This is a genomic window from Amycolatopsis anabasis (assembly GCF_009765355.1).
Classification (GTDB): Bacteria; Actinomycetota; Actinomycetes; order Mycobacteriales; family Pseudonocardiaceae; genus Amycolatopsis; species Amycolatopsis anabasis.
In genome coordinates this window covers 24521-50192 of the sequence record NZ_VTHK01000033.1, presented here as the reverse complement: position 1 = coordinate 50192, position 25672 = coordinate 24521, and the positions used below count along the sequence as shown (strand labels likewise).

25 protein-coding genes are annotated in these 25672 nt (G+C 70.3%); 6 read left to right on the top strand and 19 right to left on the bottom strand.

Going from position 1 to position 25672, the window contains the following annotated elements:
• Positions 1-121: 121 nt before the first annotated feature.
• The 5 genes from FXO23_RS33750 to FXO23_RS33730 all read right to left on the bottom strand — a co-directional run bounded on the left by FXO23_RS33750 (position 122) and on the right by FXO23_RS33730 (position 3295).
• Positions 122-643 (bottom strand): DUF4262 domain-containing protein, encoded by a 522-nt coding sequence (locus FXO23_RS33750; protein WP_158889789.1) that lies wholly within the window; start codon positions 641-643, stop codon positions 122-124.
• A 68-nt stretch (positions 644-711) separates the two neighbouring features.
• Positions 712-1461 carry a YebC/PmpR family DNA-binding transcriptional regulator gene (locus tag FXO23_RS33745; RefSeq protein WP_158889787.1) on the bottom strand — a complete coding sequence of 250 codons (750 nt, stop codon included), beginning with the start codon at positions 1459-1461 and terminating at the stop codon, positions 712-714.
• Between the two features lie 77 nt (positions 1462-1538).
• On the bottom strand, positions 1539-2153 hold the full coding sequence (gene pdxT, locus FXO23_RS33740; RefSeq protein WP_158889785.1) for a pyridoxal 5'-phosphate synthase glutaminase subunit PdxT: 615 nt from the start codon (positions 2151-2153) through the stop codon (positions 1539-1541).
• 123 nt (positions 2154-2276) lie between these two features.
• Positions 2277-2600 (bottom strand): AzlD domain-containing protein, encoded by a 324-nt coding sequence (locus tag FXO23_RS33735; RefSeq protein ID WP_158889784.1) that lies wholly within the window; start codon positions 2598-2600, stop codon positions 2277-2279.
• The gene (locus tag FXO23_RS33730) at positions 2597-3295 is read right to left on the bottom strand and encodes an AzlC family ABC transporter permease (protein WP_158889782.1); all 699 of its coding nucleotides are present in this window, start codon (positions 3293-3295) and stop codon (positions 2597-2599) included. Before FXO23_RS33730 ends, FXO23_RS33735 begins: the two co-directional genes overlap by 4 nt.
• A 67-nt stretch (positions 3296-3362) precedes the next feature.
• Between FXO23_RS33730 and FXO23_RS33725 the strand changes: the two genes are divergently transcribed.
• On the top strand, positions 3363-3932 hold the full coding sequence (locus FXO23_RS33725) for a helix-turn-helix domain-containing protein (protein ID WP_158889780.1): 570 nt from the start codon (positions 3363-3365) through the stop codon (positions 3930-3932).
• Between the two features lie 37 nt (positions 3933-3969).
• On the opposite strand, the gene pdxS is transcribed toward FXO23_RS33725, so the two are convergent.
• The gene (gene pdxS / locus FXO23_RS33720; RefSeq protein WP_158889778.1) at positions 3970-4884 is read right to left on the bottom strand and encodes a pyridoxal 5'-phosphate synthase lyase subunit PdxS; all 915 of its coding nucleotides are present in this window, start codon (positions 4882-4884) and stop codon (positions 3970-3972) included.
• Between the two features lie 338 nt (positions 4885-5222).
• Between pdxS and FXO23_RS33715 the strand changes: the two genes are divergently transcribed.
• On the top strand, positions 5223-7340 hold the full coding sequence (locus FXO23_RS33715) for an elongation factor G-like protein EF-G2 (RefSeq protein WP_158889776.1): 2118 nt from the start codon (positions 5223-5225) through the stop codon (positions 7338-7340).
• Between the two features lie 13 nt (positions 7341-7353).
• Here the strand turns inward: FXO23_RS33715 and FXO23_RS33710 are convergent, their stop codons facing one another.
• The 6 genes from FXO23_RS33710 to FXO23_RS33690 all read right to left on the bottom strand — a co-directional run bounded on the left by FXO23_RS33710 (position 7354) and on the right by FXO23_RS33690 (position 12381).
• Complete coding sequence (locus tag FXO23_RS33710; RefSeq protein ID WP_158889775.1) at positions 7354-7860, bottom strand: XdhC family protein; 507 nt, start codon at positions 7858-7860, stop codon at positions 7354-7356.
• A gap of 249 nt (positions 7861-8109) precedes the next feature.
• Entirely contained in the window at positions 8110-9099 is a 990-nt protein-coding gene (locus tag FXO23_RS33705; RefSeq protein ID WP_158889773.1) for an NUDIX hydrolase, read from the bottom strand.
• Positions 9096-10241, bottom strand: coding sequence for a glycosyltransferase family 4 protein (locus FXO23_RS33700; RefSeq protein WP_158889771.1), 1146 nt, complete (start codon positions 10239-10241; stop codon positions 9096-9098). The genes FXO23_RS33705 and FXO23_RS33700 overlap by 4 nt, the downstream gene beginning before the upstream one ends.
• The gene (locus FXO23_RS51885; protein ID WP_246258196.1) at positions 10238-11161 is read right to left on the bottom strand and encodes a phosphatidylinositol mannoside acyltransferase; all 924 of its coding nucleotides are present in this window, start codon (positions 11159-11161) and stop codon (positions 10238-10240) included. The genes FXO23_RS33700 and FXO23_RS51885 overlap by 4 nt, the downstream gene beginning before the upstream one ends.
• Positions 11158-11769: a phosphatidylinositol phosphate synthase gene (pgsA, locus tag FXO23_RS51880; protein WP_246258195.1), complete on the bottom strand. Its 612-nt coding sequence runs from the start codon at positions 11767-11769 to the stop codon at positions 11158-11160. The genes FXO23_RS51885 and pgsA overlap by 4 nt, the downstream gene beginning before the upstream one ends.
• A 108-nt stretch (positions 11770-11877) precedes the next feature.
• Complete coding sequence (locus tag FXO23_RS33690) at positions 11878-12381, bottom strand: MarR family winged helix-turn-helix transcriptional regulator (protein WP_158889767.1); 504 nt, start codon at positions 12379-12381, stop codon at positions 11878-11880.
• A 111-nt stretch (positions 12382-12492) separates the two neighbouring features.
• Between FXO23_RS33690 and FXO23_RS33685 the strand changes: the two genes are divergently transcribed.
• On the top strand, positions 12493-13038 hold the full coding sequence (locus FXO23_RS33685) for a YceI family protein (protein WP_158889765.1): 546 nt from the start codon (positions 12493-12495) through the stop codon (positions 13036-13038).
• Positions 13039-13240: 202 nt separating this feature from the next.
• Here the strand turns inward: FXO23_RS33685 and FXO23_RS33680 are convergent, their stop codons facing one another.
• From FXO23_RS33680 to FXO23_RS33660, 5 genes are all read right to left on the bottom strand, one after another.
• Positions 13241-13786, bottom strand: coding sequence for an HIT family protein (locus tag FXO23_RS33680; protein ID WP_158889763.1), 546 nt, complete (start codon positions 13784-13786; stop codon positions 13241-13243).
• On the bottom strand, positions 13783-15810 hold the full coding sequence (gene thrS / locus FXO23_RS33675) for a threonine--tRNA ligase (protein WP_158889761.1): 2028 nt from the start codon (positions 15808-15810) through the stop codon (positions 13783-13785). Before thrS ends, FXO23_RS33680 begins: the two co-directional genes overlap by 4 nt.
• A 143-nt stretch (positions 15811-15953) precedes the next feature.
• Entirely contained in the window at positions 15954-16568 is a 615-nt protein-coding gene (locus FXO23_RS33670; RefSeq protein ID WP_158889759.1) for a malonic semialdehyde reductase, read from the bottom strand.
• A 90-nt stretch (positions 16569-16658) separates the two neighbouring features.
• Entirely contained in the window at positions 16659-17930 is a 1272-nt protein-coding gene (locus FXO23_RS33665) for an MATE family efflux transporter (RefSeq protein WP_246258194.1), read from the bottom strand.
• Positions 17931-19415 carry a P-loop NTPase family protein gene (locus FXO23_RS33660; RefSeq protein WP_179956957.1) on the bottom strand — a complete coding sequence of 495 codons (1485 nt, stop codon included), beginning with the start codon at positions 19413-19415 and terminating at the stop codon, positions 17931-17933.
• Positions 19416-19724: 309 nt separating this feature from the next.
• On the opposite strand from FXO23_RS33660, the gene FXO23_RS33655 reads away from it, so the two are divergent.
• The 3 genes from FXO23_RS33655 to FXO23_RS33645 are packed head-to-tail and all read left to right on the top strand — an operon-like array spanning position 19725 to position 22676.
• A complete protein-coding gene (locus tag FXO23_RS33655; protein WP_158889757.1) occupies positions 19725-20471 on the top strand; it encodes a CDP-alcohol phosphatidyltransferase family protein in 747 nt (248 codons plus the stop codon).
• Entirely contained in the window at positions 20468-20887 is a 420-nt protein-coding gene (locus FXO23_RS33650; RefSeq protein ID WP_158889755.1) for an FAD synthase family protein, read from the top strand. Before FXO23_RS33655 ends, FXO23_RS33650 begins: the two co-directional genes overlap by 4 nt.
• 16 nt (positions 20888-20903) lie before the next feature.
• Positions 20904-22676 carry a right-handed parallel beta-helix repeat-containing protein gene (locus FXO23_RS33645; protein WP_158889753.1) on the top strand — a complete coding sequence of 591 codons (1773 nt, stop codon included), beginning with the start codon at positions 20904-20906 and terminating at the stop codon, positions 22674-22676.
• A 69-nt stretch (positions 22677-22745) separates the two neighbouring features.
• Here the strand turns inward: FXO23_RS33645 and FXO23_RS33640 are convergent, their stop codons facing one another.
• Together FXO23_RS33640 and FXO23_RS33635 are read right to left on the bottom strand one after the other, a co-directional pair.
• Positions 22746-24410 carry a delta-60 repeat domain-containing protein gene (locus tag FXO23_RS33640; protein ID WP_179956956.1) on the bottom strand — a complete coding sequence of 555 codons (1665 nt, stop codon included), beginning with the start codon at positions 24408-24410 and terminating at the stop codon, positions 22746-22748.
• A 40-nt stretch (positions 24411-24450) separates the two neighbouring features.
• Positions 24451-25575: a DUF1972 domain-containing protein gene (locus FXO23_RS33635; RefSeq protein WP_246258193.1), complete on the bottom strand. Its 1125-nt coding sequence runs from the start codon at positions 25573-25575 to the stop codon at positions 24451-24453.
• Positions 25576-25672 lie beyond the last annotated feature (97 nt).

The following is a 25672-nucleotide window of genomic DNA, read 5'->3' as shown; positions in this document are numbered from 1 at the left end:
GATTGTGCTACTTAACTAGTACACTAGTCAACCAGAGCACTTCAACAGGTATGGACCACCACGACGAAAAACGCGCGCCGGCCGAAGCCGACGCGCGTGGCGTTTTCGAACAGATCGGGGGTCAGGGACCGTCGACGCCCGGGGTCCAGCTCTCCGGGTCGCCGCTTTCGGTGAGGATCGGCTGCCACTCGGCGAAGCCCTCCGGCGCGTCCTCCTGCCACGGCCACTCCCCTTCCGGGGTGGGCACAATGATCTGGACCGCCGGGAAGTCGCCGTCCGGGTAGACCAGGAACGCGCTGCCGAAGAACTCGGGGTAGTGCCCCTTGGCCACCCGCTCGAACGTCACCGGGACGCCTTCGAAGAAATCCTCGTACAGCTTGCCGAACTCGAACTTCTGGCCGGTGGCCGCCCGGTCCACGTAGGCGTCCAGCAGGACCGGGCCGACCTCCTCCGGCAGACCGATCACGACCGCCTCCGGCACCTGGTGCTGAGCCCAGGCGCAGGCGGTGAAGCAGTAGCCGGATCCGTTGGCATCACTGGAAACATTGATGACGGCGTTACCCCGCTTCTCCGCCTGCTCGACAATCCAGTCGAGGAGTTGTTGATCTTCGGGAGCGAGGGTTTCGATCGTCACGGCGGCCATTGTGCCGTATCGACGCGGACGCGCCCAGGGCCAACACGCTGTGTTAGCACGGGTTTCGCGCCCGGTGCTTACCCGACTTCGGCGAGGACCTCGTCGGACACATCGAAATTCGCGTACACGTTCTGGACGTCGTCACAATCCTCGAGCGCGTCGATCAACCGGAAGACCTTCTTCGCGCCCTCGGCGTCGAGCGGCACGCTGACCGACGGCAGGAAGCTCGCGTCCGCCGACTCGTAGTCGAAACCGGCTTCCTGCAACGCCTTTCGCACCGCGACCAGATCGGTCGCCTCGGAGACGATCTCAAAGCTCTCGCCGAGGTCGTTGACCTCCTCGGCGCCCGCGTCCAGGACGGCCAGCAGCACGTCGTCCTCGGACAGGTCGTTCTTCGGCATGATCACGACACCCTTGCGGTTGAACAGGTACGCCACCGAACCCGGGTCGGCGAGCGACCCGTTGTTGCGGGTGAGCGCGGTGCGCACCTCGGACGCCGCGCGGTTGCGGTTGTCGGTGAGGCACTCGATCAGGACCGCGACGCCGTTCGGGCCGTAGCCCTCGTAGTTGATCGTCTGCCAGTCGGCGCCGCCGGCCTCTTCGCCGGCGCCGCGCTTGCGCGCGCGCTCGATGTTGTCCTGCGGAACCGAGTTCTTCTTGGCCTTCTGGATGGCGTCGTAGAGCGTCGGGTTCCCGTCGGGATCGCCCCCACCGGTCCGCGCGGCGACCTCGATGTTCTTGATCAGCCTCGCGAACAGCTTGCCCCGCTTGGCGTCGAGGGCGGCCTTCTTGTGCTTGGTGGTGGCCCACTTGGAGTGGCCGCTCATCTCTCCTCCATCTGTAACGTGCTCAGAACCCGATCAGCCCAGCGTAGCCGGGTCCTCGGCAGCCCGGTTCAGGTACATCACCCTCGCGCGAGATCGACGAACAGGCGGTGCACCCGCTCGTCGCCGGTGAGCTCGGGGTGGAAGGCGGTCGCGAGGACCGGCCCCTGGCGGACCGCGACGATCCTAGCCGCGGCGGCCCCGGCCGCCGGAGTCTCCGGCACCCGGGCGAGCACCTCGACCTCGTCGCCGACCTTCTCCACCCAGGGCGCGCGGATGAAGACCGCGTGCAGCGGGCCGCCTTCGAGACCGGTGAAGTCGAGGTCCTCTTCGAAGGAGTCCACCTGGCGGCCGAACGCGTTGCGGCGCACCACCACGTCCAGCCCGCCGAGCTGCTGCTGGTCGGGGCGCCCGTCCAGCGCCTGCTTGGCCAGCAGGATCATCCCGGCGCAGGAGCCGAACGCGGGCATGCCCGCCGCGATGCGTTCGCGCAGCGGCTCCAGCAGCTCGAACGACTCGAGCAGGCGGGACATGGTGGTCGACTCGCCGCCGGGCAGCACCAGTCCGTCCACTTCGGACAGTTCACCCGGGCGCCGGACGGGCACCGCCCGCGCGCCCGCGCGCTCCAGCATCGCCGCGTGCTCCCGCACGTCGCCCTGCAGCGCCAGCACCCCCACCACCGGTCGCACCACCACAGCCGCCTTTCCCTGAACGATTCCGCAGGTCAAGCGTATGCCGCGGGCTCCGCTCGAGCACCCTCGGGGTGGGCGGCGGGGCGAACCCAAGGGCGCGCGACGGCCTGCTGCCGGGGTGTCAATTCAGGGCACGCCGAGCAACCGCAGCCCGGCCGCGGTTCCGGCGGCCGCGAGCACCACCAGCACGAACGGCGCCTTCCGCCAGGCGAGCACGCCGCCGACCAGGACCCCGGCCGGGCGGGCGAAGCCGGCGAAGGACTGCTCCTCGGTCAGCGCGGTGGTCGCTACCAGCGCGGCGAGCAGCACGACCGCGGCCATCGCCATCAGCTTCTCCGCGCGCGGTGAAAGTTCGATCTTGCTGCGCAACGCGGGGCCGGCCAGGCGGAACGCGTACGTCCCGCCGCCCAGCACCACCGCCGCGATCAGCAGCACCACCGGACTGCTCATACCTTGGCCTCTTCTTTCTTCTCCGGCTCCCCCGCCGCCAGCCCGGCCAGCACCCCGGCGAGCGCGAGCAGCACCGGCAGCCCGGCGGGCAGGAACGGCGTCGCCGCCAGGGCCAGCACGACCCCGGTCAGCACCGCCCGCCGGGTCGCGGCGTCCTTCAGCGAGGGCAGGACCAGGGCGAGCAGCACCGCCGGGAAGGCCGCGTCCAGGCCGAAGACGTCGGTGTCGCTGATCGCGGTCCCGGCGAACGCGCCGACCACCACGCCCACGTTCCAGCACACGAACAGGCCGGTCCCGCAGGCCCAGTACGCCGCGCGTTTGCGATCGGTTTCCTTCTGCGCCAAGGCGAAGGCGACCGTCTCGTCGATCATCAGGTGGCTGCCGAGCAGCCGCTTGGCCAGGCTCCCGCCGAGGACGTCGGCCACCGCGAACCCGAACGGCACGTGCCGGGCGTTGACCAGCAGCCCCGCGACGACCGCGGCGATCGGGCTGCCCCCGGACGCGATGATGCCGATGAACATGAACTGCGCCGCACCCGCGAAGACCACCACCGACAGCAGCATCGGCACCCACACCGCGAAGCCCGAGCTCACCGTGATGGCGCCGTAGGAAACGCCGACGAGCGCGTCGGCCAGGCAGACCAGGGCGATGTCGCGCGCCAGGCCGCGGTCCAATGTTCGCCAGATCGAACGCATGGACAGTTATCCTGAACAAAACGGACGCGTTCGTCAAGGCGAACAAGTGGACTGTTGGAGCGAACACATGCCCGACCAGCAGGGAAAAGGCGGGGCGCCACTGGACGTGATCGCGGCGTCACTGCGCCGGGAGCGAGCCCGGGCGTCGCTGTCCCTGACCGAACTCGCGCGGCGGGCCGGGATCGCCAAGTCGACGCTCTCGCAACTCGAATCGGGCACCGGCAACCCGAGCGTGGAAACGCTCTGGGCGCTCGGCGTCGCCCTGGACGTGCCGTTCTCCCGGCTCGTCGAACCCCCGGCGCCGCGGGTGCAGGTGATCCGCGCCGGGGAGGGGCCCGCGGTGTACTCGGAGCGGGCGAACTACGTGGCCACCCTGCTGGCGTCCTGCCCGCCGAACGCGCGCCGCGACATCTACCTGATCACGGCCGAACCGGGCGCGCCCAGGGAATCCGAACCGCATATGCCGGGCGTCGTCGAACACGCCGTGCTCGCGTCCGGCCGCGCCCTGATCGGCCTCACCGAGGACCCGGTCGAACTGCGCCCGGGCGACTACATCGCCTACCCCGGCGACGTGGCCCACGTCTTCGAAGCCCTCGACGAGGGCACCGTCGCGGTGATGGTCTCCGAACACGTCTGACCGGCGATCCGTCGCCGGATCACCGGTCGGACGGGAGTCACCAGCCGCGTTCGGCCAGGCGGTGGGGTTCGGCAACGTCGTCGACGTTGATGCCGACCATCGCCTCGCCCAGGCCGCGGGAGACCTTCGCGATGACGTCCGGGTCGTCGTGGAACGTGGTGGCCTTGACGATCGCCTCGGCCCGCTGCGCCGGGTTGCCGGATTTGAAGATGCCCGAGCCCACGAACACGCCCTCGGCGCCGAGCTGCATCATCATCGCCGCGTCCGCCGGGGTCGCGATCCCGCCCGCGGTGAACAGCACCACCGGCAGCTTGCCCCGTTCGGCGACCTCCTTGACCAGCTCGTACGGCGCCTGCAGTTCCTTGGCCGCGACGTAGAGCTCGTCCTCGGGCAGGGAGGACAGGCGGCGCAGCTCCGCGCGGATCTTGCGCATGTGGGTCGTCGCGTTGGACACGTCGCCGGTCCCGGCCTCGCCCTTGGAGCGGATCATCGCGGCGCCCTCGTTGATCCGGCGCAGCGCCTCCCCGAGGTTGGTCGCACCGCACACGAACGGCACGGTGAACGCCCACTTGTCGATGTGGTTGGCGTAGTCGGCGGGGGTGAGCACCTCCGACTCGTCGATGTAGTCCACGCCGAGCGACTGCAGGAGCTGCGCCTCGACGAAGTGACCGATCCGGGCCTTGGCCATCACCGGGATCGACACGGCCTCGATGATCCCGTCGATCAGGTCGGGGTCGCTCATCCGGGCCACGCCGCCCTGCGCCCGGATGTCCGCGGGCACGCGTTCGAGCGCCATGACGGCGACCGCACCGGCGTCTTCGGCGATCTTGGCCTGCTCCGGGGTGACCACGTCCATGATCACGCCGCCCTTGAGCATCTCCGCCATCCCGCGCTTCACGCGCGCGGTGCCGGTCGCGGGCGCGACTGAGTTGGTGGGTTGAGCGTCAGACACTGCAGGAGCCTTTCAACGAAATGGGGGATTGCAATTCGAGTTTAGGCGCACGTGGACCGCTCTCCCATGCCAATAAGCGGCTATTTCAGCAGTCCACTTTCCTCTGAGGAGATCACTAGACCGTCGACGGCGGTCCGGTCGGGTGACAGCCCGGTGCGCCGGTTGACCGGCGAGATCGCGCACCGGGGCCTCGGCGAGCACGTGACGCCTCCCTGAATGCGGCCCGATCTGGAAGTGACCAGGTCGTAAACGGGTGCCTTGCCTTGCCGGACCGGGCGGATCGGGTGTGTGATCGAGGGCACACCCCTGGACACCGATGTCGGCGCAAGGAGGCCCCCATGGCCGAGAAGCAATCGAGGAACGGTGACTCCGGAGCCGCGGTCGCTGTAGACGACCCACGCAAGGTGCGCAATGTCGTGCTGGTGGGTCCTTCCGGTTCCGGGAAGACCACGCTGACCGAGGCCCTGCTCGCGGTGTCCGGCACCGTGAACAGGGCCGGTTCCGTGGTAGAGGGCACCACGGTGTGCGACCACGATCCGGCGGCGGTCCGCCAGCAGCGGTCGGTGGGGTTGGCGATCGCCCCGCTCATGCACGACGGCATCAAGATCAACCTCATCGACACGCCCGGGTACGCCGACTTCGTCGGGGAGTTGCGCGCCGGGTTGCGCGCCGCCGACGCGGCGTTGTTCGTGGTCTGCGCGGCCGAGGGCGTGGACCCGGCGACGGTCGCGGTCTGGGACGAATGCGCCGCGGTCGGCATGCCGCGCGCGGTGGTGGTCGCCCGGCTGGACCACCAGCGCGCCGACCCGGACGCCGAGATCGCCGCGTGCCAGCAGGCCTTCGGCGCCGGCGTGCTGCCGCTCTACCTGCCGGCGGGTGGCGGCCGGACCGGGCTGATCGGGTTGATCACGCGCCGGTTCTTCGACTATGCGAACGGCCATCCCCCGGTCGTCAGCGAACCCGATCCGGCCGACCTCGAACGGCTCGACGAGGCGCGCAACGAGCTGATCGAGGGGATCATCGCCGAGAGCGAGGACGAGACCCTGATGGATCGGTACCTCGCCGGGGAGGAGATTTCCGAGGACACCCTGATCGCGGATCTGGAGACCGCGGTCGCCCGGGGTTCCTTCCATCCGGTGATCCCGGTCTGCGCGATGACCGGTGTCGGCCTCGCCGAACTGCTGGAGGGAATGGCCCGCGCCTTCCCGTCGCCGCTGGAGCATCCGCTGCCCGAGGTCACCTCGCCGGAAGGGGCGCCGCACGCCGAGTTGCGGGCCGATCCCGAGGGGCCGCTGGCCGCCGAGGTCGTCCGGACCGCGGTGGACGCCTACGTCGGCCGGGTCTCGCTGGTGCGGGTGTTCTCCGGAACGCTGCGCCCGGAACGTCCGGTGCACGTGTCCGGGCACGGGCTCGCCGAGCGGGGTCACGAGGACCACGACGCCGACGAGCGGGTGGCGCACCTCTACTCGCCGCTCGGCGTCAACCTCCGCGAGGTCCCCTACTGCGTGGCGGGCGATCTGTGCGCGCTGACCAAGGTCGGCTCGGCGGAAACCGGGGACACGGTGTCCTCGCCGGACGAACCGCTGCTGATGAAACCGTGGGCCATGCCGGAACCGCTGCTGCCCGTCGCGATCGTCGCGAAGAGCCGCAGCGACGAGGACACCCTCGCCCGGAACCTGTCCCGCCTGGTCGCCGGTGATCCGACGCTGCGGCTGGAACGCAACGCCGAGACGAACCAGCTGGTGCTGTGGTGCATGGGCGAGGCGCACGCCGACGTGGTGCTGTCCCGGCTGCGGGCCGGTGGCGCGGATGTGGGCACCGAGCCGGTCAAGATCAGTCTCCGGGAGACCTTCGGCGGGCCCGCGAAGGGCCACGGGCGGCACGTCAAGCAGTCCGGCGGGCACGGGCAGTACGCGGTGTGCGACATCGAGGTGACGCCCCTGCCGCGAGGTGGTGGGTTCGAGTTCGTCGACCGGGTGGTCGGCGGGGCGGTGCCGCACCAGTTCATTCCGAGTGTGGAGAAGGGAGTGCGCGCGCAGCTCCAGCGGGGGCTGCTCGACGGTCATCCGGTGGTGGACGTCCGGGTCACGCTGGTGGACGGCAAGGCGCACAGCGTCGACTCCTCCGACGCCGCGTTCCAGACCGCGGGGGCGCTCGCGCTGAAGGATGCCGCGGCGAACGGGCGGATCGCGTTGCTGGAGCCGCTGGAATCGGTGACGGTGCTGCTGCCGGACGAACATCTGGGCACGGTGCTCGGTGACCTTTCGTCCCGGCGCGGGCGGGTGCTCGGCACCGAGGCGAGTCCCGGCGGGCGCACCGTGATCAGGGCCGAGGTCCCGGCGACCGAACTGCTGCGGTACGCCATCGACCTGCGCTCGATGACCTCGGGCACGGCGTCCTTCACCCGGCAGCACGCCCGGTACGAACCGCTTCCGCAGGGCGTGGCGACCGGCTGAGTCCGCGCGGGCTTCAGAACTCGAATCCGCCGGGGCGGCCGTTGCGGTCGGCGATCAGCCCGGCGAGCGTGGCGATCGCGATCTCCGGCGGGGTGCGGGACCCGATGTTCAGCCCGACCGGCCGGTGGACGCGGGCGATCTGCTCGTCGCCGACCCCGAGCGCGGTGAGCGCTTCGACGTGCGGGCCGGGGTGGCGGGGATTGCCCAGCACGCCGAGCCAGCGCGCGGGGTAGGCGAGCGCGTCCCGCAGGAGCTCGCCGAGTTCCGGGCGGTGGTGATCGGTGACCACCAGGTCGGTGGTCTCGTCGAGTTCGGGCATGCTCGTGCGCGCGCCGGGGACCCCGGCTGCCCGCTCGGCGTCCGGTTCGACCAGGACGGTCCGGTAGCCGAGGTCGCCGCCGAACTTCAGCAGGTACGCGGCGACCGGCGACGCGAACACGGCCACCAGCACCCGCGCGGTCACCTCCTGCCCGGCAACGCCATGCGCCACCGCACACGCCTGGTCCTCCGCACGCACCATGCCCCCAGTATCCGCCAGTCCCGCACTCCCGCCGCCCGAGTCCCCGAGTTACCCGTCCGGGCACGCGAGCCACACACTCGCGCACGCGAGTTCAACGTTCGGGCACGCGAATCGCACACTCGGAACCGCACCTCAGCCCACCGCGTCGCCAAAAAAGCAAGGGACCTTCGCTCCACCTCAACCGGAGCGAGGGAGCTTTACTACCGTCAGACCGTAGTAAATCTCCCTTGCTATTTTTCGCCGCCGCCGTCAGTCGAGCAGCCGGGTCTGGCCGTTCCACGGGGACCCGAGCAGGTCCGGCAGCAACTCGCCGAGCCGCTCCGGGTAGACGGTCTGGTCGGTCTCGCGCAGTTCGTCCGCGCTCCACCAGCGGTACTCACGGATCGTCGCCCGTTCGATCTCGTTGAACCCCGAGACGTCCACCGCCACCTCGCCGTCGCCGCGCAGTTCGGCGAGGAAGAACCATTCGTCGCCGTCGTACGCCCGGCCCTCGAAGCTGAACCGCACGCGGCGGCGCCAGACCGGCCCGGTCAACCGGTCCGCGGGCAGTTCGAGCCCGGTCTCCTCGCGCAGTTCGCGCCGCGCGGCCGCGAGCACGTCCTCGCCCCGTTCGACGCCACCCCCGGTGGTGAACCAGAACGACTCCGCCGGATCCGCCGGATCGAATCCGTTGAACAGCAGCACCCGGCCGTCCCGGTCGACGAGCACCACCCGCGCCGAGGTCCGCGGCGTCGGCAGGGTGTCCTCCGGTTCCAGTTCCGGCTCGGCGATCTCGAAGTACTCCGGCTGGGGCGCGGTCCCGGCCAGTTTGAAGTACCGCACACGCCGCCGGCGCCGCAGCGCGAGCGTGTCGCGCACCGCGTCGTTGTGCACCCGGCGGGCGATCACCACCCGGTGCTCGGCGTCGGTCAGCTCGTCGGCGAGCGGCGGCGGCAGTTCGGTGCGGTCCACTGTGGACAGAAGCCGGGTGAGTTCGTTCTCCTCGGCCTCGCGTTCGGCCCGCGGCGCGCCCTCGGCCCGTTCCGCGACGGCCCGCAGCTCCGCCGCCCCGGCGCCGCGGAACGCGGCCACCGTCCGGGCGACCACCGCGCGCCGGGCGAGCGCGGCGTCCAGCGCGGCCCATCCCGCGTCCATCCGCACGTGCAACCGATCCAGCCGGTTCGCGGTCGCGACCAGCCACAGCCCGCCGAGCACCACGAGCACCGCCACGATCGCGGCGGCGAGCACGAACCCGTTCATCGCAACGCTTCCTCGCCGTCCGCGCTGACCCGCCGGGGATCCGCGGCCACCGCGGTCTCGTACACCCGCAGCACCTGGGTCGCGACCACCGGCCAGTCGTAGATCGCGACCCGCTCCCGCGCCGCCGCGGCCAGCGCGGCCCGCCGCGCCGGATCGGCGAGCAGTTCGCGCAGCACCCCGGCGAGCGACGCGGCGTCCCCGGTCGGCGTGAGCACCCCGGCCCGGCCGTCGTCGAGCACCCGCCGGAACGAGTCCAGACCGCTCGCCACCACCGGCGCGCCCGCCGCCATCGCCTCGGTCAGGATCATCCCGAAGCTCTCCCCGCCGGTGTTCGGCGCGCAGTACACGTCCACGCTGCTCAGCGCGCGGGCCTTGGTCTTGTCGTCGACCTGGCCGAGCAGGTCGATCCGATCGGCCAGGCCCGGCCCGGCCTGCCTGCGCAGCGCGTCCGGATCACCGCTGCCGACCACCAGCAGCCGCAGGTCCGGGAGCCCGGGCCGCAGCCGCCGCAGCGCGTCCAGCAGCACACCCATCCCCTTGCGCGGTTCGGTGAACCGGCCGACGAAACCGACCGTGCCGCCCGCGCGCGGGTACCCGTCCAGCGGGGCGGCCCGGGCGAAGAAGTCGACGTCGACCCCGTTGGGGATCTCCACCGCGTCCCCGCCCGCGTGCTCCACCTGCACCCGGCGGGCGAGCGCGGACACCGCGATCCGGGCGGTGATCTTCTCCAGCAACGGCCGCAGGACCGGCTGGAACGCCGACAGCGTGCGGGAACGCGGCGTGGACGTGTGGAAGGTGGCCACGATCGGCCCGTCGGCGATCTTCAACGCGAGCAGGGACAGGCTCGGCGCCGCCGGTTCGTGCAGGTGCAGGACGTCGAACGCGTTGTCCCGCAACCACCGCCGCACCCGCGCGTAGGACACCGGGCCGAACTGCAGCCGCGCCACCGAGCCGTTGTACGGGATGCCGAGCGCCTTGCCCGCGGGATGCACGAACGCGGGCAGCTCCGCGTCCTCGTCGGCGGGGGCGAGCACGGACACCTCGTGCCCCCGGGCCAGCAACGCCTTCGCGAGCTCGACCACGTGCCCCTGCACCCCACCGGGCACGTCGAACGAGTACGGACAGACGATGCCGATCTTCATTCCCCTACCCCGCCTCCCCCAGGCGGCTTCGCCTCCTCCGCTTCGAGATCGGCGAGCCAGAACTTCTGCAGCATGTGCCAGTCTGCGGGATGCGCGGCGATATCGCCCGCGAACACGTCGGCCAGCGCCTGGATCGCGGCGGGGATCTCGGCGCGCGCGGTCACCCGGACCCGGGGGTGGATCCGCAGTCCCCACCCGTCCTCGGTGTACCAGCAGCCGACCGGGAGCAGCGCCGCGCCGGTGCTCGCCGCGAGCCGCGCCGCGCCGCCGGGCATCTTGGTCTGCTCGCCGAAGAAGGTGACCGGCACCCCGCCCGCGCCGAGGTCCCGGTCGGCGACCAGGCAGACGACCTTGTTCTCCCGCAGCCGCTGGAGCAGCAGGCGGAACGACGTGGTGCCCCCGCTGGCGGGCAGCACCTCGAAACCGAGCGACTCCCGGTACGCCACGAATCGCCGGTACAGCGACTCGGGCTTGAGCCGCTCGACGACCGTGGTGAACGGCCCCGAATGCCCGACCAGCCAGATCCCGGCGACGTCCCAGTTGCCCGAATGCGGCAACGCCAGGATCGCGCCGTTGCCCTGGGCCAGCGCGGCGTCCAGGTTCTCCTTGCCGCTGATCTCCGCTTCCGCCTTGCGGTAGATGGCCTCGGCGTCCATCGACGGCAACCGGAAGGTCTCGTGCCAGTACCGGGCGTACGACCGCATCGCGCGCCGGGTGAGTTCGTCGAGTTCGGCCTCGTCCGCCTGCGGCACCACCCGGGCGAGGTTCCGGCGCAGTTGCCGCACGCCGCCCTTGCCGCGGCGGGACACGAAATCCGCGCCGAGGGAGAAGAGCGTGCCGGTGAAACCGCGCGGCAGCGTCCGCACCAGGCGCCAGCCGGCGGCGTACCCGAACGCGCTCAACCGGTCGGCGGCACTCACGACCGGGCCTCCCGCGCCGCCGCCGCGACCGCGGACGTCCGCTGCACCAGGGTGATCACCGACAACAGAGCCAACAGCCACAGCGTCCCCTCGACCAGGTAGGGCAGCCCGAATCCCTGCAGGCCGGTGCCGACCAGCGCGATGATCAGCCGCTCGGCCCGTTCCACCAGACCGCCGTCGGCCTCCAAACCGGACGCTTCGGCGCGCGCCTTCACATACGAGATGACCTGCGCGAGCACCAGGCAGATCAGCGCGGCCGCGGCGGCGCGGTGGTTGCCGTCGATCACGAAGCACCACCACGCGATCGCCGCGAACAGCGCGCCGTCGACCAGGCGGTCGCAGGTGGCGTCCAGCACGGCGCCGAACGGGGTGCCGTGCCCGCGGGCCCGCGCGATCGCCCCGTCGAGCAGGTCGAGCATCGCGAACCCCCACACGGTGAACGTGCCGGTCAGCAGGTGCCCGTTCGGAAACGTCAGCAAAGCGCTGATGATCGCGCCCGCGGTGCCGATGACCGTCATCACATTCGGGGTGACGCCGACGCGCAGCAGCGCCCGGCCGATCGGATCGGTGACGCGGGAGACGGAAGCGCGCGCGAAGATATTGAGCATGAGCTGAAGTCGGTGCACCTAAGCTGCGTGGGCGGATGGGCGATCGCAGCCTATCGACAAGCCCCGACGGTCCCGGCAAGAGCATCGCGCGCCGAGCCGATTTGTCTCCTAGTGGGCTTCGGACGCCTGCTCTTCGGCGGCCTTGGCGGCGGCGCAGCGGGGCGCGAGCTTGTTCCGGATCGCCCGGCTGATCTCGCCGAGCATCTCGATCTGTTCCGGGGTGAGCACGTCGAACAGGCTCTCGCGGACCGCCTCGACGTGGCCGGGCGCGGCCTGTTCGAGGGCGGCGAGGCCCTCCGGGGTGAGCCGCGCCCAGGCGCCCCGCTTGTCCGTGGGGCAGGCCTCCCGGCGCACCCAGCCGTTGGCTTCCAGCCGCGCGACGGCGTGCGAAAGGCGGCTGCGCGAGGACTGGCTGGCCTCGGCGAGCTCGCTCATCCGCAGCATCCGGTCCGGCGACTCGGAAAGTCGGACGAGCACTTCGTAGTAGGTGTGCGGCATGCCCGAGTCGTGCTGCAGCTGCCCCTCGAGGTGAGCCCTGAGCATGCTGGTGGCGGCGGAGAACTCGCGCCAGACGCGTTGTTCCTCGTCAGTGAGCCACCGGGTGTCCTCCATGTAAGACATACTACCCCATGGTTGAGCGCTCAACCAATCTGCGCTAGGGTCGTGGTTGAGGGCTCAATCATTGATCATGAGTCCTGTCCACATGCGATACAGGAGGACTCCATGAGCGCAACCGCGACCGAGATTCCCGGCTACGTCGCCGGCACCTGGAACATCGACGCGGTCCATTCGGACATCACCTACAGCGTCAAGCACCTCGGCCTGGCCAAGTCCCGGGGCAGCTTCGTCTCGTTCAGCGGTCAGATCACCACCGCGGAGAACATCCTGGACTCCTCGGTGACCGCCGACATCGACGTCAAGTCGGTGGACAGCGGCAGCGCGCAGCGCGACGAGCACCTGCTTTCGGCGGACTTCTTCGACGCCGACAACAACCCCACCATCAGCTTCCGCTCCACCGGGATCCGCGAGGACGGCGACGACTACGTCATCGACGGCGAGCTCACCTGGCGCGGTGTGACGAAGCCGGTTGCGCTGAAGGCCGAGTTCAACGGCGTCGGCCCCAATCCGGCCAACGACAACGCCACCACCCTGGGCGTCTCCGCCGAGGCCACGGTGAACCGCCGCGACTTCGGCATCGGCCCGGAGGGCAACGCCTTCCTCGGCGAGAACGTCAAGATCAACCTCGAGATCGAGGCCGCGCTGCAGTGATGTGGGGGGCGACCCCCCACACCCCCACGGTGCGAGCTACTCGCCTTGGCGAGCGCTGGGCGCGTTGAGGGACACCAGCGCCGGATGCGTACTTTTCGAAAGTGCCGCGCTTGGAGAGCTGGGGGCGTGAGTGTTCAGATCGGCTCTGACCGGCCTGGCCACTCACGACCAACTCGCCGCTGAGGTGCGGGCGCGCGGGCGGTCAGGTCGCGGCGGGCCAGGCGGCCGCGAGGAGGTCGCGGGTCTGGCCGAGCAGCTGGGGCAAGACCTTGGTGTGGCCGATGACCGGCATGAAGTTGGCGTCGCCGCCCCACCGCGGCACCAGGTGCTGGTGCAGGTGGGCGGCGATGCCGGCGCCGGCGATGACGCCCTGGTTCATGCCGATGTTGAACCCGTGCGCCCCGGAAACCGAGCGCACCACGGTCATCGCCCGCTGGGTGAACTCGGCGAGCTCCACGGTCTCCCCCGCGGTCAGCTCGGTGTAGTCGGCCACGTGCCGGTACGGCACCACCATCAGATGCCCGGGGTTGTACGGGTACAGGTTGAGCACCGCGTAGACCACCCGCCCGCGCGCGAGGATCAGCGCTTCGGCGTCGTCCTTCTCCGGCAGGCGGCAGAACGGGCAGCCCTTCGGCTCGTCGTTCTTGTCGTCGGTCTCCCCCTGCACATACGCCAGCCGGTGCGGGGTCCACAGGCGCTGCAAGGCGTCCGGGACCCCGACCCCGTCCTGGAGTTCCGGTTCCGTCACGCCAGAACCGCTCCCAGCGCCTCGGCGGTCGGCGAGGCGTTCTCCCGCCGGGCGACCCAGCCCGCGATGGCCTCGACCGCGTCGGTGACCGGCACCGCGTTGATCTGGCCCCCGTCGCGGAACCGGAACGACACCGCGCCCGCCTCCACGTCCTTGCCGCCGGCGAGCAGCAGGAACGGCACCTTCTGCGTGGTGTGCGTGCGGATCTTCTTCTGCATCCGGTCGTCACTGGTGTCGATCTCGACCCGGATTCCCTTGGCGCGCAAGGCTTTCTCCACGCCACGCAGATGCTCGACGTGTTCGTCGGCGATCGGGATGCCGACGACCTGCACCGGCGAGAGCCACGCCGGGAACGCGCCCGCGTAGTGCTCGGTCAGCACGCCGAAGAACCGCTCGATCGAACCGAACAGCGCCCGGTGGATCACCACCGGCTGCTTCCGGGTGCCGTCCGCGGCCTGGTACTCCAGCCCGAACCGCTGCGGGTGCTGGAAGTCGACCTGGATGGTCGACATCTGCCAGGTGCGGCCGATCGCGTCCCGCGCCTGCACGGAGATCTTCGGCCCGTAGTACGCGGCGCCACCCGGATCGGGGACGAGCTCCAAACCGGACGCCTCGGCCGCCTCGCGCAGCGTCTCGGTCGCCTCCTCCCACTCCTTCGGGTCACCGATGAACTTCGGCGAATCGTCCCGAGTGGACAGTTCGAGGTAGAAGTCGGTCAGCCCGTAGTCCCGCAGCAGATCGAGGATGAAGCCGAGCAGGAACCGCAGCTCGCCCTGCATCTGCTCCTTGGTGCAGTAGATGTGCGAGTCGTCCATGGTGAGGCCGCGCACCCGGGTCAGGCCGTGCACCACACCGGACTTCTCGTACCGGTACACCGTCCCGAACTCGAACAGGCGCAGCGGCAGTTCCCGGTAGGACCGCCCGCGCGACCGGTAGATCAGGTGGTGCATCGGGCAGTTCATCGCCTTGAGGTAGTAGTCCACTCCCTCGAACGGGATCGGCGGGAACATGCTGTCCGCGTAGTACGGCAGGTGGCCGGAGGTCTCGAACAGCGAGCCCTTGGTGATGTGCGGGGTGTTGACGAACTCGTAGCCCGACTCCTCGTGCCGCTGCCGCGAGTAGTTCTCCAGTTCCCGCCGGATGATTCCGCCCTTCGGGTGAAATACCGGGAGCCCGGAGCCGATCTCGTCCGGGAAGGAGAACAGGTCCAGTTCGGCGCCCAGCTTGCGGTGGTCCCGGCGCTCGGCCTCGGCGAGCAGTTCCAGGTAGGCGTCCTGCGCCTCCGCCGATTCCCACGCGGTGCCGTAGATCCGCTGCAACTGCGGGTTGTTCTCGTTGCCGCGCCAGTACGCGGCCGCGACCCGGGTCAGCTTGAACGCCGGGATGTACTTGGTGGTCGGCACGTGCGGCCCGCGGCACAGGTCGCCCCACACCCGTTCCTTGGTCCGCGGGTCGAGGTTGTCGTACACGGTCAGCTCACCGCCGCCGACCTCCATCACCTCGGAGGTGTCCACGTCCGACTTCAGGTCGACCAGTTCCAGTTTGAACGGCTCGTCGGCCAGTTCTTCCTTCGCCGCGTCCACCGATTCCAGCACGCGCCGGGAGAACTGCTGCGCGCCCTTGATGATCTGCTTCATGCGCTTCTCCAGCGCCTGCAGGTCCTCGGGCGTGAACGGCTTGTCCACCGCGAAGTCGTAGTAGAACCCGTCCTTGACCGGCGGGCCGATGCCCAGCTTGGCCTCCGGGAACTGCTGCTGCACGGCCTGCGCGAGCACGTGCGCCGCCGAGTGCCGGATGACGCTGCGCCCATCCTCGGTGTTCGCGGCGACCGGCTCGACCTCGACCTCGGCGTCCGGCGTCCAGGCCAGGTCCCGGAGCTTGCCCTCGGGGTCGCGCACGACGACGATCGCGTCGGGCCCCTTGCCGGGCAACCCCGCCTCCCGCACCGCGTGGCCCGCCGTAGTGCCGGCCGGAACCACCACACGCGAGGCGGGTACGGCGGCGACTGACAACGACTGGGACACGACTGGCTCCTAGGTTTCGGATTTCCTGACTCGCGGCATCCGCGACGACCCCTTGATGCTAGCCGTCACCTGGTACGGGCCCCGCAACGCCCTGAAGGACGCCGCGGGGTCCGCTGCGTCCTTCCAAGGCGTCGCTGACGAGGTCAGACGGTCTCGACGACCTCGTCGTAGTCGAGGCGGGGCAGGCGGCCGAACCACGGGTTCTCGCCCGGCTTGCCGATGTTGATCACGACCAGCGACTTCCACGGCTTGCCGCCGAAGAACTCCCGCTCGATCCCCGCGTTGTCGAAGCCGATCATCGGACCGGCGGCGAGCCCGGCCGCGCGGATCCCGATGATGAAGTAGCCCACCTGCAGCAGGGCGTTGAACTTGGCGGCCTCGGCGCGGGGGCCGTCCTCCGCGAAGTACTCCCGGGCCTCCGGCTTGTGCGGGAAGGTCTTCTCGAAGTTCTCGTGGAACTCGGTGTCCGCGGCGAGGATGACGGTCACCGGCGCGGTGGCGGTCTTCGCCCGGTTGCCCTCGGCCATCAGCGGCAGCAGGCGCTGCTTCGCCTCGTCGCTGCGGATCACCACGGCGCGCAGCGGCTGGATGTTCATCGAGGTGGGCGCCCACTTGACCAGGTCGTAGATCGCCTGGAGCTGCTCGTCGGTGACCGGTTCGGAGCTGAACGTGTTGGCCGTACGAGCTTCCCGGAACAGCAGGTCCTGGACGTCGTGCGGAAGTTCGAGGGTTTCGGTGCGGGAGGTCGCCGAGGTCATCGGGTGCTGTCCTTTCGTCGTTGAGCGTTCAACCCTCCTGAACATAGTTGAGCGCTTGACTATTTCGCGGAGATCCAGATGTGCGGTGCCTCACACGTGCGGAATGCGGACGGTCGCCTCGAGATCGATCCGGGACCGTTCCGGCCGTTCGGCGCGCGTGCGCCGGGCCAGGCTCCGCAACCGGAGGACCGAGTACAGCCCGCCCAGTGCCATCAGCCACGGCACCGCGGCGACCGGCGCCCCGGCCAGCAACGCCGCCAGCGCCAGCGCGAGCCCGGCGAGCGAATCGACGAGCCGGATCGTGAACACCGCGCGGGAGAGCTTCCGGGCCACCACCTCGGTGACGTACGGCAGCCCCGCGGCCCAGACGCCGAGATAGGCGACCCAGCCGAGCAGGAGCAGCGGATCGACCTCCTGCCCGGTCATCAACCGGCCGAGCGGATGCGCGAACACCGAAAGCACCGCTCCCCCGCCGACCGTGACCCCGACCAGCAACCAGGCGGCCCGGGTGGCCAGGTTCCCGGCGCCCCGGCCGCCCCGCTCGTGCGCCGCGAATCCCGCGAGCAGGAAGCTCCCGGCGCCGTTGATGACCACCTGCAGCGGCGCGACCACCAGCCGCCCGGTCTCCAGGATGCCCACGGCCGTCAGCGAAACCAGGTTCGCGACGAGCACGCGGGAGGCCAGCATCGCGGCCGGGCGCAGCGTGGCGTGCAGCGAGCGCCACCCGGCGAAGGAGGCGACCGCCCGCAACCCCGCCCGGCCCGGGCGCACCCGCCGCAGCTCGGCCGCGGGCACCTGGGCGAATCCGGTGACGATCGCGGCGACCGTGCCGACGCCCATCGCCGCGAAGATCATCGGCAGGGTGACCGTCCGGGCGGTGAGGGACCAGGCGCCGAGCGCGGCGAACGTGCCGAGCAGATAGGCCACGTCGTTGCCGACCAGCTTCCAGAACTCCTGCCGGGCGATCAGCAGGCGCCGGAACGTCTCCTCGGCCAGCCAGCCGACCACCATGGCCGCGTAGAGCAACGCGGTGCCGAAGTCGCCGTCGCGCAGGATCAACGAGGTCGCCAGCCCGCCCGCGAAAGCGAGCACCAGCGCGGCGAGCGCGCTGGTCACCAGGGCGGGGCGGGTGACCGGGTCGTGCCGGTCGAGCACCGCGAGGCTGTCGCCGACGTAGCCGGTGTAGAGCGCGGTCGCGCTCACCAGCACGGCGAGGAACACCGCGAACGAGCCGTACTCGGTGAGTCCGAGGGTGCGCGCGGCGACGATCTGCAGCAGCAGGCTGGTGCCGGCGGTCAGGCCCTGCGAGATGACCGGGGCCCCGATCTTCCCGGCCAGGCGGTGCAATCCTCGGACGGCCACTTATTGCTGACGCCGGAGCGGGTTCGGCATGATGGCGCGCCGCGGCATGTCCCGCTGCGGGCGCGCGAAGGTGAACAGGTACCCGATCACCGAACCGCCGAGCAGCCGGATCTGCTCCCGGAGCCGGTGCACCGACCGGGATTCCCGGTCCCGGCGGACCACGACCACCACGCCGTCGGACTCCCGGATGATCGGCGTGACCTCCGGGGCGATCGACGGCGAGGCGCAGTCCACGAGCACCAGATCGTAGGCGGTGCGCATCGCGGCCACCGACTTCTGCAGCAGGCTGGAGCGGAAGTGGTCCAGCGTGGCCTCCTGGTACTGCCCGGCCGGGATCGCCCACAGGTAGACCCGGTCGCCGAGGTCGACCACGCGCGTGCATTCGTCCGCGCGCATCGCGCCCACCGCGATCGAGGTCAGCCCGTGCGGGTCGTAGCGGAGCCCGAGCAGATCGGACAGCCCGTGCGACCGGACCGACGCATCGACCAGCAGCACCCGCGCGCCGCTGCGGGCCGCCGCGGTGGCGATCTGCAGGGTCGAGGTCGTGCTGCCGTCCCCGGGCGCGCTCGCGGTCACCACCACCACGCCGCGGTCCACCGCGGTCCGCAGCCCGGAGGCGGCGAACTGGTAGGGCCACAGCGGCGGGCTGCCCACCTCGCGCAGGGCGGCCACCTCGGGATCGGTCAGCACCTCGATCTCGGCGAGCACCGGCTCTCCGGTGGCGCCGGACAGGTCGTCGCTGTCGCGCATGCGCCGGTCGCGGTCGGCGCGGACCCAGGCGACCGCCGCGGCGAGTAGCAGACCGAACGCGAGGCCGATCGCCACGTCGCGCAGCAGCGACGCGGCGGCCCCGGCGCTGTCCGGCACCGCTTTGTCCACAAAGGACACACCATCGCCGAACTGGTCGGCGGCCACGCGCACCTGGGTCGCCTGCTTGTCCAATTCGCTCAACGTGGTCGCCGCGGCCGAGGTGTTCGGCTCGGCGGCGGCGTCCTTGCGCCGCGCGGCGAGGGTGTCCAGGGTCTTCTGCGCCGACGACTGGACGTCCGCGCGCGATTCGGCCTGGTACGCCTTGGTCACCGCGTCCGCGGTCATCAGCGACTGGTCGAGGCTGCCCGCCGTGACCGTCACCACGATCGACTCGCCGTTCTCGGACGCCTTGGCGGTCACCTGTTCGCGCAGCGTGTCGAGCGGCACCGCGCCGCCCATGCTCGCGCTGGCGCTGGTGAGCACGCGATCGGACACCACGAACAGCGCGCGCTGGTTCACGTAGCGGACGAACGCGGACTCACTGGTCGAGTCCACCCCGACCACCCCGGCCTTGTCCGGGGTCTTGAGCACCACGCGCGCGGTAGCGGTCGTGCCGCCGCCGATCACCAGGGCCACCGCCGCACTGAGCACGACGACCAGCAGTACGATCGCCAGCGAGCTCCACCGATACCTCCAGAGCGCGTCGAGGATCCGCGGTGACGGCTGCTCGTCCATACGTCCTGTATCCGATCATTTCACCGAGAGTGGCCAGCGAAATATATCAGCAGCTTCGGCGTCAGAGTCCTCGGACATCCGCATCGTTTAGTCCGGTAACGAAAGGATTAGAAAGGGCGACAATTCATGGACCACCCCGGCAACGACCCGAGACCCTGTGACCGAAAAGCAGCCGACCCCGGCGGACACTGATAGCGTTCACCGGATTACCCGATTCGTCCCCACAACGTCCCCCTGTCACCACCGGTGAGTAACCTGACATGAACCCATACGCGAACGGCGGTCCCGCCTCCGGGTTGCGGGTGCCGAGTGAGTGAACCGCGCCCCGCGAAGGCGACCGGTTTCACCGCGACCCTCCGCCGCCTGCCGTCGGCCCAGAAGAGCGCCCAGGGCGCTCCCGCCTACTCCCGCTTCGTCAATCGAAGGCTGGGCGGCTACCTCGCCGCGGCGGCCTACCAGGCCGGGCTGACCCCGAATCAGGTCACCGGGGTGAGCGCGGTGTTCACCTTCGGCGGGATCGCGACGGTCGCGCTCGCCGAACCCGCGGTCTGGGCCGGGATCGCGGTGGCGCTGGCACTGGTCATCGGATACGCGCTGGACTCCGCGGACGGCCAGCTCGCCCGGTTGCGCGGGGGCGGCAGTGTCGCCGGAGAATGGCTCGACCACGTCGTCGACGCGGTGAAAGTCTCTTCGCTGCATTTGGCCGTGCTGATTTCCGGTTACCGTTTCTTCGACCTTCCGCGCGGTTTTCTGCTGGTGCCGATCGCTTTCCAGATCGTCGCGGTGACGCTGTTCTTCGGAATGATTCTCAACGACCAGCTCCGCCGGAGCCGCGGCGTTCCCGCCGGTCCCGCGGGCGCGCCCTCCACCCTGCGCTCGCTGCTGGTGGTTCCCACCGACTACGGGCTGACCTGCCTGGTGTTCCTGCTGTTCGGATTTCCGGAGGTGTTCGCGGTCGGCTACGGACTGCTCTTCGTGGCGAACTTCGCCTTCCTGCTCGCGGCCCTGCCGAAGTGGTTCCGGGACATGGCCGCGCTCGAAGGGGGCGGGGCATGACGGTGATCGGTTACGCCCCGGGGGCGTACGACATGTTCCACATCGGCCACCTGAACATCCTCCGGCGGGCGAGCCAGGAATGCGATCGGCTCGTCGCGGGCGTGGTCTCCGACGACGTCGTGTTCAAGGCCAAGGGCAAGCTGCCGATCGTGCCGTTCGAGGAGCGGCTGGAGATCGTCCGCAGCATCCGGTACGTCGACGAGGCGGTGCCGGACCTGCACACCGACAAGTTCGAAGCGTGGCGGCACCTGCGCTTCGACATGCTGTTCAAGGGCGACGACTGGCGGGGTACCGAACGGGGGAAACGACTCGAATCGCAACTCGGCGAGGTCGGCGCCCGGGTAGTCTATTTCCCCTACACCATCCACACTTCCAGCAGCGCGCTGCGCAGCAAACTGATCTCCATACCGTCTTAGGAACACGCGAGGGGTTATGAATCCTGCCCGGCGCCGCTCCCTCGGCTACGCGGCGGTCACCCTGGCCGGGGTCCTCGCCCTCGCCTTCACCGTGCTCCCCGGCGACGGCCGGACCGAGATCCCCGGCGAACCCGCGGCGACTGCCGTGGACCTGACCGTGCCCGCCACGCGGTACGCGGTCCCGGCGGACGCGATCGTCGTGGCGCCCGCCGGGCAGGACGGGGCGAGCGGCACGGTCGCCGCGCCGCTGCGCACGGTCGCGGCGGCGGTCGGCCGCGCGCGGCCCGGCCAGACGATCGTGCTGCGCGGCGGCACCTACCGGGAGACGCTGGGCAAGGTCACCAAGCGGATCGTCCTGCAGCCGTACCCGGACGAGCAGGCGTGGCTCAAGGGCACCGTCGTGGTCAACGGCTGGTCGCGCAGCGGCGGCGGCTGGCGGCACGACGGCTGGGACGTCGACCTGTGCCACAGCTGTTTCCTCGGCGCGATCATCGATCCGGCGCATCCGTTCGCCGGGCTGCCCGACATGGTGTTCGTGAACGGGAAACCGCTGCGCCAGGTCGGGGACGCCGACGACGTCGGCCCCGGCCGGTTCTTCGTGGACAAGGCGGCCAAGGCCCTGATCATCGGCGACGACCCGGCCGGGCGGACGGTCGAGGCGACCGCGTTCGACCGGCTCGTGCAACTGGACGGCGAGGGGGCGCGCGGCAGCGTGCTGCGCGGGATCGGGGTGGCGCAGTACGCCTCCAACCAGGACTACGGCAACCGCGGCGCGATGGTGGTGGCCAACGCCCCGGACGTCACGATCGAGAACGCCACCTTCGCGTGGTCGGCGTCCAGCGGCGCGGCGGTGTACCAGCCCGGCGGCAAGGTCACCGGGAGCACGTTCACCGACAACGGCCTGGCCGGGCTGGTCGCCAACCGCGCCGACGGCCTCCGGGTGACCGGCAGCACGTTCAGCCGCAACAACCAGGAGCGGTTCGCCCTCAGCGGCGAGGCGATCGGCGCGTCCGGGGCGAAGATCGCGCACACCCGGCAGCCGTACATCGCCGGGAACGTGTTCGCCGACAACATCGGCACCGGCTGGTGGTGCGATCTCGGCTGCACGGACGCGGTGGTGATCCGCAACGTGGCCAAGGGAAACGCGGTCAACGGCCTGTACTACGAGGTGTCCTCGCGCGCGATCATCGCGTCGAACGTGCTGGTGGGCAACCGCGCGCGGGGGCTGAAGATCTCCAGCTCCGACCACGTCCGGGTCTACCAGAACACCTTCGCCGACAACGCGACGAACCTCGGCCTGTACAACGATCCGCGCGATCCCTCGTCCGACAACTACAGCAAGCAGAACGGGTTGTCCTGGTACACCACGGACACGGTCCTGGTGAACAACTTCTTCGCGCAGCCCAAACCGGCGAACCCGATCATCGACTCCGCCGATCACAAGGACGAACCGCTCGAGGGGCATCCGTTCGTGGTGCTCAGCGACGGCAACGCCTACCTGCGCGGGAAATCCGGGACACCGGCGCCGCTGGTGATCTGGTCGCTCGGCTCCGGCAAGACGGCCGGTTACCCGACGCTGGCGGAGTTCACCCGCGCCACCGGGCGGGACCAGCACAGCCTCGCCGCCGACCTCGCCGGGTCCCCGTTCACCGATCCGGCGAAGAACAACTTCACCCTGCGCTCGGGCACCCCGGGCCAGCGCGCCGGGCAACCCCTTCCCGCCGACATCGCCGCCGTCCTGGGCGTACCGCCCACCCCGAACCCCGACATCGGCGCCCTCCCCCAGTAACCCCGAGCTTTCATGAGGGGACCCCTCCAGACAAATTTTGTCCGGAGGGGTCCCCTCATGGAAGTGCGGCTAGCCGATCGAGGAGCGCGGGGAAGCGATGGTGACCCCGTCGGCGTCGGTGGCCTTGATCCGGTAGGTCCCGGCGTTGACCTGGCGGTCGACGTACTTCAGCTGCGGGGTGTCCCACGGCCGGGAGGCCTGCGTCACCGTGTGGATCGGATCCGCGGTGCCGTCCCGGAAAACCTGGTACGTGACGTCGGAGTTCTGCGCGTCCCAGGTGGTGTTCCAGGTGATCACCGGGCTGCCGATCGAACCCCATTCCCGGGTCAGCACGGGCGCCTTGAGCAACGCCTGCTGCGGACCGTTGTTGACCGCACCGGGCACCCCGCGCGCGGCGAACCGGGTCAGGCTCTGCTGCGGCTTACCGTTGACCGTGGTGAACTCGCCGCCCACGACGACGTACTGGCTGTTCGAATCGATCGCCCACGGCCCGTTCTTCCAGACGCTGTCGTCCGGGCCGCCGTTGGTGTTCGGGAACCACGGCAGCATCTCCGGAATCGGATCCCCCGCCCTGACGTGGTTGACGTTCCTGGTCGCCGTGCCGACCGCCGCCGCGGTCTCGCCCACCAGCCGGTAGTAGCCGATCGGGCCGTCGTCCGGCGCCGCGTTGATCGCGCTGCAGTCGTGCGTGTGCGAGGCGCTGTAGACCACTCCCCCGGTCACCGTGACCGCCTGGGTGTCGCCGTAGCAGCCGTCCCACCACTTCGCCGTGCCGGTGGCGATGTCGATCGCGGCCCGGCCCTCGAACCGCCGGGTCCCGCCGTAGTTGTACGAACCGAGATACGCGGTGCCGCTGCCGTCGGTGACGATATCGGTCACCGTGTCGTGGGAGTCGGGCGTGCGCGCCTCGAAGCCGACGTTCACACCGGACGCCGCGTCGACCGCCATCAGGGCCCGGCGCGGTTCGCCGTTGACGGTGTTGAAGCCGCCGCCGATCACCACGCGGCCCTGCTGCGGCGCCGCCAGGAGCGCGTACACCTCGCCGTCCGCGGCCGGCGCCCACGGTTTGAGCGAACCGTCCAGGGTGAGCGCGGCGAGCCGGGTGCGCGGGGTCCCGTTGACGGCGTTGAACGCACCGCCCACGTAGACCGTGTCGTCAGTGATCGACAGCCCGCGGACGCGGCCCGCGATCTGCGGCCGGAACGCCGGGTCCAGCGCCCCGCTCGCCGCGTCGAACCGGGCGATCCTGGAGCGCCACTGGCCGTCGACCTTGTCGAAGTCGCCGACGACGTAGATCTGCTTGCCGTCCGGCGAGGCCTTGATCCGGAACACCGAATCGCACGTCCACGTGGATTCGGAGAGTTTCCGGCAGAACGGGCCGGGATCCCTGGTCAGCGTTCCGCTTCCGGAAATCCCCGGCGCCCACGGCAACAGCTGGCCGGTGGTCAGGTCGAACGCGAGCAGGTTGTTCCGCGCGACTTCCCCGGCGCCGCCCGGAGCGACACCGGCGGGCCGGGCCTTGCTGAACCGGCCACCCGCGTAGACGGTGTTGCCGACGATGGCCACCGACCAGACGATCCCGTCGGTTTGCGGCGTCGGCATGGCCCCGGCCGTCATGGTTGCCGGAAGCGGAACCTGCGCCAGGGCGGGCAGAGCGGGCAGCGACAGGAAGATCGAGCTCGCCGCGACGACCGTGGCGGCGAGGGCGACGGGCCGGCGTCGCAGTGGGGACATGGAGTTTTCCCTTGTACTGGTGGGGGTTGGGGAGGGGCGGTCAGTTCTCGGGGGTGGGACTGCGGCTCCCAGCGTGGCGGTTGGCGAGCCGGAAGGCCAGTGATTCATACGATTCCGCGACACCGTCCCACTCGTATCGGTGCAGCGATGCGAGCTGTGCGTGACCGCGGCGCAAGGTCGCTTCCCGATTGGCCTCCGCGTCCTCGTACAGCGCGGCCAGTTCGTCGGAGTTGGTGAAGAAGCGGCCGAACTCGGCGAGCACCTCGCGGTTGAAGTTCACGTCAAAAGCGGAAGTCGCGGCCCCGGCGCCCATCGCCCGCAGCAGCGACGGGTTGGTACCGCCGACCGAGTGACCGTGCACATAGGTCAACGCGTTCCCGTAGAGCTGATCGAGTTGGCGCTGATCCCACAGCGCGCCGAGCAACCGCACGCGCCCGTCGGCGCCCGCGAGGCGTTTGATCTCCGCGGTGTATTCGTCGGCGTAGGGCGCGGATCCGACCACCACCAGCGGATGCGCCGCCGCACTGCGCCGGTACGCGTCGACCGCGAGATCCACGTGGTTCTCCGGCTCGAACCGGGAGACCACCAGGTGGTAGTGCCGCGGCGCCAGACCGAGTTCGGCGATGCGATCGGTGCCGACGCCGGACAGCACCGGCGCCCCGTAGGGAATGAACTCGGTGGCCACCGAAAACCGCTCCGAATAGTAGTCCTGAATACCGCGGGCGTCCGCGATGAGCGCGTCCGACCAGCGCACCGCGAGCGCCTCGGCGGCGCGGTAGTAGCGCTGGCCGAAACCGTTCCACTTGGCGCGTTTCCACTCCAGACCGTCCACATGGGTCGCCACCGGAATGCGCCGGAACCGCAGCACCGGAAGCAGCGGCGCATTCGCCGCGTTGAAGACGAACGCGACATCGGGCCGATCGGCGGCGGCGTGCCGGACGGACAGCGCGGTGTGGCTCAGGGTCTCCAGCGTCTTCCGCCGCAACGCGGGCAAACGCACCAGGCGCATGCCCAGGTACTCACCGAGCGCCACCTCGTCGTCGCCCTCCGCAGCCCGGCAGTACACGGTGACGTCGTGGCCGCGTTTCACCAGCCGCTGACCGACTTCCTCGAGGCAGGTTTCGAAGCCGCCGTAACGCGCGGGAACGCCGCGCGTGCCAATCATCGAAATGCGCATCTGTCACCGATCGAGTAGCCAGCACCGCATAGTAATATCCCAGTTCCATTCCGTCGTTACACCGTTCGTGGCAGCCAGGCGGCCG